The sequence below is a fragment of the Streptomyces sp. NBC_00859 genome, assembly GCF_045161865.1.
Lineage (GTDB): Bacteria > Actinomycetota > Actinomycetes > Streptomycetales > Streptomycetaceae > Streptomyces.
Genome location: NZ_CP108826.1, coordinates 6538629 through 6550742, shown reverse-complemented (window position 1 = coordinate 6550742; position 12114 = coordinate 6538629). Strand labels below are relative to the sequence as shown.

Here is a 12114-nt window from a genome sequence, read left to right as displayed (position 1 = left end):
TAGTGTTCAGCATTGCCGAACAGTGTGGAGGGTGGCCCAGCGATGGCGAAGAACATTCAGTCCCTGGAGCGGGCGGCTGCGATGCTGAGGCTGCTGGCCGGGGGCGAGCGGCGGCTCGGCCTGTCCGACATCGCCTCCTCCCTCGACCTCGCCAAAGGCACCGCCCACGGCATCCTGCGCACCCTCCAGCAGGAGGGCTTCGTGGAGCAGGACCCGGCGTCCGGGCGCTATCAGCTGGGCGCCGAGCTGCTGCGCCTGGGCAACAGCTATCTGGATGTGCACGAGCTGCGGGCGCGGGCCCTCGTCTGGACGGACGACCTGGCCCGCTCCAGCGGCGAGAGCGTGTATCTGGGCGTCCTGCACCAGCGGGGCGTACTGATCGTCCACCATGTGTTCCGCCCCGACGACAGCCGGCAGGTGCTGGAGGTCGGAGCCATGCAGCCGCTGCATTCCAGCGCGCTCGGCAAGGTGCTCTCCGCCTACGACCCGGTGGCGCACAGCGAGGCACTGGAGAGCGAGCGCCGGAGTCTCACCACCCGCACGGTCAGCGACCTGGAGCAGTTCGAGTCGTCGCTCGACCTCACCAGGGCGCGCGGCTGGGGATCGGACATCGAGGAGACCTGGGAGGGCGTGGCCTCGGTGGCCGCCCCCATCCACGACCGGCGCAGGATGCCGCTGGGCGCCATCGCGGTGACCGGCGCGGTCGAGCGGGTCTGCGTGGACGGGGAGCTGCGCCCGGAGCTGGTGGCCGCGGTGCGCGACTGCGCCCGCTCCGTCTCGCGCGACCTGGGTGCCGGGCGTTTCTGAGGCCCGTCCACGGGACCTTCGCGGCCCCGTTCCGGCCTCGTTACGGGGCCTCTTCCCGGCTGCGGCCGGAACGCCGATCGAGTTTCACGTCACAGCCCCTTGACCTTTACCGACCGCAGGACAAAACTGCCGTTCATCGGTCGGCATTGTCGAACACTTAACGGAAATACGCGTTAGGGTGTGACGGTGCCAAGGGCCGCAACGCCCTCACCTGAGGGCGCGGACGACCGGAGGAAACCGGTGTCCGGCTTCCCCTGGACGAAGGACAAAGGAGTCGCGGGTGTCCAGCTCCGACATCTTCATCGGCGAGACCATCGGGACCGCCGTACTCGTACTGCTCGGCGCCGGTGTGTGCGCCGCCGTAACCCTCAAGCGCTCCAAGGCCAAGGACGCGGGCTGGCTGGCCGTCACGTTCGGCTGGGGCTTCGCCGTACTGACCGCCGCCTACATCTCCACCGGCGTGTCCGGCGCGCACCTGAACCCGGCGGTGACCATAGGCCTGGCCATCAAGGGCGACACCGCCTGGAGCGACGTGCCCCTGTATCTGGGCTCGCAGCTGTTCGGCGCCATGATCGGCGCGGCGCTCGTCTGGGTGGCCTACTACGGCCACTTCCAGGCCCACCTCAGGGACCCGGAGATCGCGGCCCTCGACAAGGGCCCCGAGAAGGGTGAGCCCGGACCCGGCCCGGTGGGCGGCGTCTTCTTCACCGCGCCCGAGATCCGCAACGTCGTACAGAACCTGGCCACCGAGATCATCGGCACCATGGTCCTCGTCCTGGCGATCCTGACCCAGGGGCTGAGCGCCGACGGCAAGGGCCTGAGCACACTCGGCGCGCTGATCACCGCGCTGGTCGTCGTCTCCATCGGGCTGTCGCTCGGCGGCCCGACCGGTTACGCCATCAACCCGGTCCGCGACCTCGGGCCGCGTATCGTCCACTCCCTGCTGCGCCTCCCCCACAAGGGCAGCTCGGACTGGAGCTACGCGTGGATACCCGTGGCAGGACCGCTCATAGGCGGGGCTCTCGCAGGCGGTCTCTACAACCTCGCCTTCGCGTGAGCCCACGGCAACCGACGACCACCCCTCAGACTTCCGGAGCACACCGTGACCACTGACGCTCACACCACTGGGCCGTTCATCGCGGCCATCGACCAGGGCACCACCTCCAGCCGCTGCATCGTCTTCGACCGGGACGGACGGATCGTCGCCGTCGACCAGAAGGAGCACGAGCAGATCTTCCCCAAGCCGGGCTGGGTCGAGCACGACGCCACGGAGATCTGGACCAACGTCCAGGAAGTCGTGGCGAGCGCGGTCGAGAAGGCCGGCATCACCTCGGACGACGTGAAGGCCATCGGCATCACCAACCAGCGCGAGACCACGCTGCTCTGGGACAAGAACACCGGTGAGCCCGTCCACAACGCCATCGTCTGGCAGGACACCCGCACCGACGCGGTCTGCCGCGAGCTCGGCCGCAACGTGGGCCAGGACCGCTTCCGCCGCGAGACGGGGCTGCCGCTGGCCTCGTACTTCGCCGGGCCGAAGATCCGCTGGCTGCTGGACAACGTCGAGGGGCTGCGCGAGCGCGCCGAGGCCGGCGACATCCTCTTCGGCACCATGGACTCCTGGGTCATCTGGAACCTGACGGGCGGGGTGAACGGCGGCGTCCACGTCACGGACGTCACCAACGCCTCCCGCACGCTGCTGATGAACCTGCACACGATGAAGTGGGACCCGAAGATCCTCGCCTCGATCGAGATCCCGGCGGCCGTGCTGCCCGAGATCCGCTCGTCCGCCGAGGTGTACGGGACGGCAGCCTCCGGCGTACTGGCCGGCGTGCCCGTCGCCTCCGCGCTCGGCGACCAGCAGGCGGCCCTGTTCGGCCAGACCTGTTTCGCCGAGGGCGAGGCCAAGTCGACGTACGGCACCGGCACCTTCATGCTGATGAACACCGGTGACACGCCCGTCAACTCGTACAACGGCCTGCTGACGACCGTCGGCTACCAGATCGGCGACCAGAAGCCGGTGTACGCGCTCGAAGGGTCGATCGCCGTCACCGGCTCGCTCGTCCAGTGGCTCCGCGACCAGATGGGCATGATCAAGAGTGCCGCCGAGGTGGAGACCCTGGCCTCCTCGGTCGACGACAACGGCGGCGCGTACTTCGTACCGGCCTTCTCCGGCCTGTTCGCCCCGTACTGGCGCCCCGACGCGCGTGGCGTGATCGCCGGTCTGACCCGCTACGTCACCAAGGCGCACATCGCCCGTGCCGTCCTCGAGGCCACCGCATGGCAGACGCGTGAGATCAGCGACGCCATGACCAAGGACTCCGGCGTCGAGCTGACCTCGCTCAAGGTCGACGGCGGTATGACCTCCAACAACCTGCTGATGCAGACGCTCTCCGACTTCCTGGACGCACCCGTGGTGCGCCCGATGGTGGCCGAGACGACCTGCCTCGGCGCTGCCTACGCCGCCGGTCTCGCCGTCGGCTTCTGGCCGGACACCGACGCACTGCGCGCCAACTGGCGCAGGGCCGCCGAGTGGACACCCCGGATGGACGCGGCCGTCCGTGACCGCGAGTACAAGAACTGGCTCAAGGCCGTACAGCGGACCATGGGCTGGCTCGAAGACGAGGAGTAACCAATATGACCACCCTGCAGAGCGTCCCGGCCCTCGGGACGCACCCGGCCTCCGGCTCCCTTCCGAGCCGCGCCGAGACTCGGGAGCAGCTTTCCAAGGCGACGTACGACCTCCTGGTGATCGGCGGCGGAATTCTGGGCATCTCCACCGCCTGGCACGCCGCGCAGTCCGGGCTGCGGGTGGCCCTGGTGGACGCCGGCGACTTCGCCGGCGCCACATCGTCCGCTTCCTCCAAGCTCCTGCACGGCGGCCTCCGCTACCTCCAGACGGGGGCCGTGAAGCTGGTCGCGGAGAACCACTTCGAGCGCCGCGCCGTATCGCGTGACGTGGCCCCGCACCTGGCCAATCCGCTGACGTTCTATCTGCCGGTGTACAAGGGCGGCCCGCACGGCGCGGCCAAGCTCGGTGCGGGCGTCTTCGCCTACTCCGCGCTCTCCGCGTTCGGCGACGGTGTCGGCCATGTCATCTCCCCGGCGAAGGCGCAGCGCGATGTGCCCGAGCTGCGGACCGACAACCTCAAGGCCGTCGCGGTCTACGGCGACGACCAGATGAACGACTCCCGCATGGCCCTGATGACCGTGCGCGCCGCCGTCGAGTCCGGCGCCACCGTGCTCAACCACGCGGAGGTCACCGGGCTGCGCTTCACCGAGGGGCGGGTGACGGGCGCGGAGCTCAAGGACCGTCTCGACGGCAGCGAGTTCGGCGTCAGCGCCCGGCTCGTGCTGAACGCCACCGGCCCGTGGGTCGACCACCTGCGCAAGCTGGAGGACCCGAACGCGGCGCCCTCCATCCGGCTGTCCAAGGGCGCGCACCTGGTGCTCAAGCGCACGTCGCCCTGGCGCGCCGCGCTGGCGACGCCGATCGACAAGTACCGGATCACCTTCGCCCTCCCCTGGGAGGACCAGCTGCTGCTGGGAACCACCGACGAGGAGTACGAGGGCGACCCCGCCGACGTCTCGGTCACCGAGAAGGACACCGCCCAGATCCTGGACGAGGCCGCGTTCTCCGTACGGGACCAGCAGCTCTCGCGCGATCTGATCACGTACTCCTTCGCCGGGCTTCGGGTGTTGCCCGGCGGCCCCGGCGACACGTCGAAGGCCAAGCGCGAGACGGTCGTCACCGAGGGGCGCGGCGGGATGCTCTCGGTGGCGGGCGGCAAGTGGACGACCTTCCGGCACATCGGCCGTACGGTCATGAACAAGCTGGCCGCGCTGCCCGGCCACCCCCTCGGCGATGACATGGAGCCGATCTCGCACCTGCCGAAGAAGCAGCCGCTGCCCGGCATCGCCAACCCGCACGCGGTCGCGCACCGCCTGATGGTGGACGGCGCCGTACCGGGGCCGGGCATGGCGGCGGATTCGGCCCGCCATCTGGCCACGCACTACGGCTCGCTCTCCTTCGACATCGCGCGGCTCGCGAACGAGGACCCGGCGCTGGCCGAGCGTGTCCACCCGGACGCCCCGGAGATCTGGGCGCAGGTGGTCTACGCGCGCGACCACGAGTGGGCCGAGACGGCGGACGACGTGCTGCGCCGCCGTACGACGCTGACCATCAGGGGCCTGGCCACGGACGAGATCCGGACGAAGGTCGAGGACATACTCGGCAAGAAGTAACGGCCGCGCGCCGACGGCGCCGCAAAGGTGGGGGGCGGTCCTGCGGGGCCGCCCCTCGCTCGTGCCACACGGCTGCCACAGCGCCGCAATATCCGGCGCCCAGAGTGGCACCATGAAGTTTCAAGTGCTCTCCCTCATCAGCCACGCACCGCACCCGCTGACCGGTGAACTCCCTTCTGCCGCAGACCGGTTGGCCGAGGTCGTCGACGTCGGCGTGGCGGCCGAGCAGCTCGGCTTCGACGGCTACGCGGTCGGCGAGCGGCACGCCGGCCCCTTTCTGTCGTCGAGCCCGACCGTGGTGCTGGGCGCTCTCGCCGCCCGTACCTCCAGGATCAGGCTGCTGACCGGAGTGACCGTGGTGGCGATCCTCGACCCGGTCCGGGTCGCCGAGGACTACGCCACCCTCGACCAGCTGTCGCGGGGCCGTATCGAGCTGGTGATCGGCAAGGGCGCCGAAGCGGGGCACTTCGGCCTGTTCGGGCTCGACGAGGAGCGGCAGTGGGACCTCCAGAAGGAGAAGTACGAGCTGCTGCGCCGGCTCTGGAGCGAGGAGGAGGTCGACTGGGAAGGTGAGTTCCGGCCCGCCCTGCACGGGGTGACGACCCTCCCGCGCCCCTACGGCGGGCTCCCGCGCATCTGGCACGGCTCGGCGACCAGCCTCAACTCCCCAGAACTGGCGGCCCGCCACGGTGACCCGCTCTTCACGGCCAACGCCATCCAGCCCCGTGAGGCGTACGCGGCGCTGATCGCCCACTACCGCGAGAAGTTCGAGGAGTACGGTCACGACCCGGCGCGCGCCCGGGTCGCCGCCGGGTCGGGCGGGCTGCTCATCGCCGACAGTTCGCAGCAGGCGGTGGAGCGCTTCAAGGAGCTGTACGAGGCGAAGGTGGCCCAGACCTTCAAGCCGCATCTGGCGGGCAGAGCCGGATACAACACGCCCTTTCGCACCATTGAGGACGCGATGGGGGGCGGCCCGCAGCTCATCGGCTCCCCGCAGCAGATCATCGACAAGATCCTCGGGTACCACGAGGTCTACCGGCACGATCTCCAGTCCATCAGCGTGGACGGTTTCGGGCTCACCCGCGGGGAGCAGCTGGAGACGCTTCAGCGGTTCGCGGAGGAGATCGCCCCGGTGGTGCGCAAGGAGGCACCGTCGACTCTCTGGGACTGAGGGGTCCTCGCACCGTGCCCGCCCGGGTCGTGTGGTTCGCCAACGCTGCGATACACGGCGCCAGCCCACGCGTCCCCACCGGACGTTCACAGCGCAAGGACCCCTGAGGCCGGTTCAGGGCGAGACCTCCTCCAGCCGGCGCCCCGCCGTCTCCTCCGCGCCGAGCACCGCGACCGCGGCGCCGGCCAGCGCGACCGCTCCCAGCACGGCGAAGACCGGGGAGACGTGTCCCCCGGCGTACACCATGCCCACGACGATGGGCCCGAGGATCACGCCGAGCCGGTTCAGCGCCCCGCCCACACTGCTGCCGAGGGCGCGCATCCGGGTCGGGAAGAGTTCGGGTGTGTAGAGATAGAGGCAGATGTTGGAGCCGAAGAAGAAGACCGCGGCGAGCGAGGTCCACACCAGGACCTGGAGCGGTGTCCTGGCACCGAGGTACGCGAGCACGAACAGGACGACGGCGGCACCGGACAGGCAGACCGTGATGACCCGCCTGCGTCCGGCGCTGTCCACGGTGAGCGCGGCGGCCAGGCAGCCGGCGAGGCCCGCGCAGGCGGTCACCGTCGAGTAGAGGAGGGCGTCGGAGAGCGAGAGGCCGTAGCGGTTCTGGTAGATCGTCGGCAGCCATGAGGTGATGCCGTAGTTGACGAAGTATCCGGTGAACCAGAGTGCGCCGATCACCAGGGTGCGACGGCGGTAGCGGCCGGTGAACAGTCCGCGCAGCCCGCTCGCGCCTGCCTCCTGAGCCGCCCCGGCCCCGGTTGCCGCCTCGTCCCGCGATGGTCCGGCGACGGGCGGCAGCGGCTTTCCGGTGGCCCGTTCGACCTCGGTCTCGATCCTGGTCATCACTTCGGCGGCCTCCTGGGCCCTGCCGTGTTCGGCGAGCCAGCGCGGGGACTCCGGTACGGCGCGCTGGACCAGCACGCACAGCACCCCGGGCACGGCAGCCAGCACGTACATCCAGCGCCAGCCGAGCAGCGGCACCACCCAGGCGGCTACCAGCGCGCCCACCGTGAGCCCGGCCGGGAAGACCAGCTCGTAGAGCAGGACGAACCTGCCGCGCCGGTGGCTGCGGGTGATCTCGGCGATGAAGGTGGCGGCCACCGGGACCTCGCCGCCGATGGCCAGTCCCTGGATGAAGCGCACCGCCATGAACGAGCCGGACGAGGTGGTCGCGGCCAGGGCGAGGTTGGCGACGCTGGACACGGCCACACAGAGGGCGATGACCTTGACCCGGCCGATCCGGTCGGCGAGCCGGCCGGAGAGCACCGCGCCGATCAGCATCCCGACGGAGCCGACGGTGAGCAGCCAGGTGGACGCCGAGTCGGTCAGCCGCCACTCGTCGCGCAGCTGGGGCATCGCGTACGCGATCAGGAGCTGGTCGAACGCCTCGAAGAAGGTGACGGCGCCCACGATGAGCCGGACGGTGACATGCCAGCGGCTCATCGGGAGCCGTTCGAAACGGGCGGCGACGGCCGCCCGGACGGCTCGGTCCGCTGAAGCGTCGATCGTCATATGCGGGGTCCTCCGACTCCACGGCTGAGGGGCGGGGGCGAGGCGAGAAGAACGCGGCGTCCCACAGGGTTGTCCGCAACCCGGACTATGAAGCGCGTTAGGCCAAAGTTTCTTAGCGCTTAAGTTGTATCGCCTGCACACCGGACGGCGTCAAGGGCCTGCACAGGTAAATCACCAACGAATTGAGGGGTTGCGTTGGAATACTTAAGGTCTTAGATTTCAAGGCCTCACCCAAACCCGTCCAGTCAGGAGGCTCTCGCATGCTCCGGTCCCCTGCTGCCGAAGTACCCGACGAAGCGCTTGTCGCCGGCGTGTGGCGCCGCGGTGCCGGCGCCCCGTCGCAGACCGTCGACCCGGCCACCGGCCAGGTGCTCGCCACCGTGCACGCCGTGACCGCGGCGGAGGTCGACGAGGCGGCCGAAGGTGCGGCCCGCGCTGCCGCCGAACCCGCCTGGCGCTCCCTCCTGCCCCACCGGCGCGCTCTGCTCCTGCACCGGATCGCCGAGCTGACGGAGGGCGCCGCCGAGCACCTCGCCGCACTCCAGACCGCCGACACGGGCAAGGCCCTCACCGAGACCCGCGCCCTGGTCGCCAGTGCGGCCGGCACCTTCCGTTACACGGCCGCCGCGCTGGAGACCGCGGAGGAGACGCTGACCCCGTCGCGCGGTGACTACGTCACGATGAGCACCTATGAACCGATCGGCGTCGTCGGTGCGATCAACCCCTGGAACTCACCGGTGGCCAGCGACGCCCAGAAGCTCGCACCGGCCCTCGCGGGCGGCAACGCCGTACTGCTGAAGCCCGCCGAGTGGACCCCGCTGGTCTCGCTCGCACTGGGCCGCCTGATCACCCGCGCCCTGTCCGAACTCGGCCTGCCTGCAGGCCTGTTGTCGGTACTTCCGGGGCGCGGCAGTGTGGTCGGCGATGCCATCGTGCGTCACCCGCGCACCGGAAAGGTCAGCTTCACCGGCGGTACGGACACCGGACGGACGATCGCGCACGCCGCGGCCGCGAAGCTCATGCCCGTCTCGCTGGAACTGGGCGGCAAGTCACCGACGGTCGTGCTCGCCGACGCCGACATCGAACAGGCCCTGGCCGGAGTGATGTTCGGCGTCTTCTCCTCCAGCGGCCAGTCCTGCATCGCCGGTTCGCGGCTCTTCGTGGCTCGCCGGATATACGACACCTTCGTCGGCGAACTCGTCGAGCGCACCCGGAACCTGCGGGTCGGCCCCGGCACCGCGCCGGACACCCGGGTCGGCCCGCTGGTGCACCACAGGCACCGGGACTCGGTAGCGGCCCGGGTCGACCTCGCACGCGCGGAGGGCGCCCGGGTGCTCTGCGGCGGATCGGCGCCGCAGGGCGAGGAGTACCGGGACGGCGCCTACTACCTGCCGACCGTGCTCGACGGCCTCGACAACTCCTCGCGCACCTGCCAGGAGGAGATCTTCGGCCCGGTGCTCGCGGCGCTGCCCTTCGACGACGAGGACGACCTCGTCCGCCGGGCCAACGACTCCGTGTACGGCCTCGCCTGCGGGATCTGGTCCCGTGACCACCGGGCCGCCTGGCGCATCGCCCGCCGGGTCGAGGCGGGCACCGTCTGGATCAACACCTACAAGCAGTTCAGCACCGCCACCCCCTTCGGCGGCCTCAAGGACAGTGGGCTGGGCCGGGAGAAGGGCCGCGACGGCATCCGCGCCTACCAGCGCCAGAAGTCCCTGTACTGGGGCACATCGGACGCGCCTCTGCCCTGGGCCGCCGCGCCGCCCCTGTCCGGCCGGCCCTCATGAGCCGGACAGCACCTGGCCGGCCAGTCGTCACCGCATCCCTGGAGACAGCCATGCCCCAACCCCCCATCGCCCGGCTGCGGTCGCTGCGCAGCGTCGAACTGTTCACGCCCGCCTTCACCGAGACCGCCGACTTCTACCAGGAGGTCTGGGGCCTGGAGAGTGTCGAGTCCGCCCCGGGGTCGCGCTGGCTGCGCGGCTCCGGCACCGAACACCACGTCCTGCACCTCACCCGCGCCGACCGCACGGGGCTGGGCCGGATCGCCTTCGCCGTGGCGACACCGGCGGAGGTGGACGAAGCGGCCCGGCGGCTGCGGGCCCGCGGTATCACCCCGGCCGCCGGGCCCGGCCCGCTCGACCAGGTGGGCGGCGGCTACGGGCTGCGCTTCACCGACCCGGAGCACCGGCTGATCGAGATCAGCGCCGAGGTCGACGCGGTCGCACCGCGCGGCCGGGACGGATCCGTGCCGGTGGGTGTCACCCATACCGTGCTCAACACCACTGACATCGACGCATCCGTCGCCTTCTACCGCGACGTCCTCGGCCTGCGGGTCTCCGACTGGTCCGAGCGCCGGATGGCGTTCCTGAGGTGCAACGCCGACCACCACTGCATCGCCTTCAACCAGGCCGAGTGGGCCTCGCTCAACCATGTGGCGTACGAGATGAGTTCGGTCGACCACTTCATGCGCGGGCTGGGCCGCCTGCGCCACCACGGCATCGCCCCGCAGTGGGGCCCCGGCCGGCACGGCCCCGGTGACAACACGTTCTCGTACTTCACCGACCCCGCGGGCCTCGTCTGCGAGTACACGTCGGAGGTCGCGCAGATCGTCGAGGACGCCTGGATCGCCCGGGTCTGGCGGCGCACCCCCGAGCTGTCGGACCTCTGGGGAACGGCCGGGCCACCGTCGGCGGAGATCCGCAGCCGGATGGCGGGCACCCCCGACCCCGGCCCGCTCGCCGCCGTCCGTGCCGACAGCGGCATCACCGCCGCCGGGGAGGTTCCGGCATGACCCGCAGCGTCGGACTCGTCGGCTGGGGCGCCATCGGCCGCACCGTGGGCACCGCACTCGCCGCGGGCGCCGTGGACGGCGCCGAACTGGTCTGTGTCGTGGACAACCGGGCGATCGGCGGGGCCCCCGCCCCGCAGCTCACCTTCGACGAGGCCCTGGAGCGCTGCGACCTGATCGTGGAGGCGGCAGGCCAGGGCGTCGTACGGGAGTGGGCCGAGCGCGTCCTGCGGTCCGGGACGGATCTGCTGATCGCCTCGACCGGCGCCCTGACCGACGAGGAGCTGGCGAAGCGGCTGCTGGCCGCGGGTCCCGGCCGGGTGTACTTCACGTCGGGCGCCGTCGGGGGCCTCGACCTGCTGCAGGCGGCCCGCGGCCTCGGACCACTGCACGACGTACGGCTGACCACCACCAAACTGCCTTCGACACTGGAACAGCCCTGGATGGACGAGGAGTTGCTGACCCGGCTGCGGACGGCGACCGGACCGGTCGAGGTCATGTCGGGCACCGCACGCGACATCCCGGTGAAGTTCCCCAAGTCCACCAATGTGGCCGCATCGGTCGCCCTCGCCGTGGGGGACCTGGACGCGGTACGGGTACGGGTGGTCGCCGATCCGGGCGCAGCCCGCACCCGTCATCTGATCGAGGCCGAGGGCCCGTCGGGCGCGTACCGCTTCGAGGTCGCCCATCTCCCCGACCCGGACAACCCGGCAACCAGCCGGATCGTGCCGTACGCGGTGCTGCGCAGCATCGCCGCCGTCGCCGGGCGGACGGGGCAGCTCCTGTGACCGCCGCACCGGTGGCCGGCCCGCACGTGAGGGAGGCCGGTACGCAAGGCCCGCTGCTGCTCTGCCTGCACGGCATCGGCTCGTCGTCCGCCGCTTTCGCGCCGCAGCTCGCGGAACTCTCCGCCCATCTGCGCGTGGTGGCCTGGGACGCGCCGGGTTACGCCGCGTCGCCCGACCCGCAGGGCCCGCTGACGCTCGACGACTACGCGGACGCCGCGGCGGCGCTCATCGAGGAACGCGGCGGCCGGGCCCATGTGCTGGGCGTCTCCTGGGGCGGGGTCATCGCGCTGCGGCTCGCCAGCCGTCACCCCGGGCTCGTCGAATCACTGATCGTCGCGGACTCCAGCGCCGGTTCGGGCGCCGATCCGGCGAAGGCGGCGGCCATGCGCCGCCGAGCCGACGATCTCGCGGCCGCCGGGCCACGGGCCTTCGCCGAAGAGCGCGGCCCCCGGCTCGTCTCCGGCGCGGCGCCCCCGGACCTGGTGCGCCGGGTCGTCGACACCATGGCCGGCGCCGTCCGGCTGCCCGGCTACCGCTACGCCGCGGAGGCGATGGCGAAGGCCGATCTGCGTGCCGGACTCCCCGGCATCACAGCCCCCGCTCTCGTCATCTGCGGTGACCAGGACCGGATCACCGGGGCCGAGGCGAGCCAGCTCCTCGCCGGGGCCCTCCACAAATCCGCCTACGTGATCGTCAAGGACGCCGGTCATCTGGCCAACCAGGAGCAGCCCCGGGCCTTCGACGCCTGGGTCCTGTCCCACCTCCGCATCACCGCACGGATCCCCGGCTGACCGACC

The 12114-nt window shown here is 71.1% G+C and carries 10 protein-coding genes; 9 read left to right on the top strand and 1 reads right to left on the bottom strand.

Annotated features, from left to right (window positions below):
* Positions 1 to 42 precede the first annotated feature (42 nt).
* The 5 genes from OG584_RS28825 to OG584_RS28805 all read left to right on the top strand — a co-directional run bounded on the left by OG584_RS28825 (position 43) and on the right by OG584_RS28805 (position 6223).
* Positions 43 to 807, top strand: coding sequence for an IclR family transcriptional regulator (locus tag OG584_RS28825; protein ID WP_405782182.1), 765 nt, complete (start codon positions 43 to 45; stop codon positions 805 to 807).
* Between the two features lie 280 nt (positions 808 to 1087).
* On the top strand, positions 1088 to 1864 hold the full coding sequence (locus OG584_RS28820) for an MIP/aquaporin family protein (RefSeq protein ID WP_405782180.1): 777 nt from the start codon (positions 1088 to 1090) through the stop codon (positions 1862 to 1864).
* A 45-nt stretch (positions 1865 to 1909) separates the two neighbouring features.
* Complete coding sequence (glpK, locus tag OG584_RS28815; RefSeq protein ID WP_405782178.1) at positions 1910 to 3439, top strand: glycerol kinase GlpK; 1530 nt, start codon at positions 1910 to 1912, stop codon at positions 3437 to 3439.
* Between the two features lie 5 nt (positions 3440 to 3444).
* Positions 3445 to 5052, top strand: coding sequence for an FAD-dependent oxidoreductase (locus OG584_RS28810; RefSeq protein WP_405782177.1), 1608 nt, complete (start codon positions 3445 to 3447; stop codon positions 5050 to 5052).
* Between the two features lie 112 nt (positions 5053 to 5164).
* The gene (locus tag OG584_RS28805) at positions 5165 to 6223 is read left to right on the top strand and encodes an LLM class flavin-dependent oxidoreductase (RefSeq protein WP_405782176.1); all 1059 of its coding nucleotides are present in this window, start codon (positions 5165 to 5167) and stop codon (positions 6221 to 6223) included.
* 114 nt (positions 6224 to 6337) lie between these two features.
* Here OG584_RS28805 and OG584_RS28800 read toward each other — a convergent pair whose 3' ends face one another.
* Positions 6338 to 7738, bottom strand: a complete 1401-nt coding sequence (locus tag OG584_RS28800) for an MFS transporter (protein WP_405782174.1) — start codon at positions 7736 to 7738, stop codon at positions 6338 to 6340.
* A gap of 260 nt (positions 7739 to 7998) precedes the next feature.
* On the opposite strand from OG584_RS28800, the gene OG584_RS28795 reads away from it, so the two are divergent.
* Genes OG584_RS28795 through OG584_RS28780 form a run of 4 tightly spaced genes read left to right on the top strand, consistent with a single transcriptional unit; the run spans position 7999 to position 12108 of the window.
* Positions 7999 to 9525, top strand: a complete 1527-nt coding sequence (locus OG584_RS28795; protein WP_405782173.1) for an aldehyde dehydrogenase — start codon at positions 7999 to 8001, stop codon at positions 9523 to 9525.
* Between the two features lie 50 nt (positions 9526 to 9575).
* Positions 9576 to 10532: a VOC family protein gene (locus OG584_RS28790; protein ID WP_405782171.1), complete on the top strand. Its 957-nt coding sequence runs from the start codon at positions 9576 to 9578 to the stop codon at positions 10530 to 10532.
* Positions 10529 to 11317: an aspartate dehydrogenase domain-containing protein gene (locus OG584_RS28785; protein ID WP_405782170.1), complete on the top strand. Its 789-nt coding sequence runs from the start codon at positions 10529 to 10531 to the stop codon at positions 11315 to 11317. Before OG584_RS28790 ends, OG584_RS28785 begins: the two co-directional genes overlap by 4 nt.
* The gene (locus OG584_RS28780) at positions 11314 to 12108 is read left to right on the top strand and encodes an alpha/beta fold hydrolase (RefSeq protein WP_405782168.1); all 795 of its coding nucleotides are present in this window, start codon (positions 11314 to 11316) and stop codon (positions 12106 to 12108) included. The genes OG584_RS28785 and OG584_RS28780 overlap by 4 nt, the downstream gene beginning before the upstream one ends.
* Positions 12109 to 12114 lie beyond the last annotated feature (6 nt).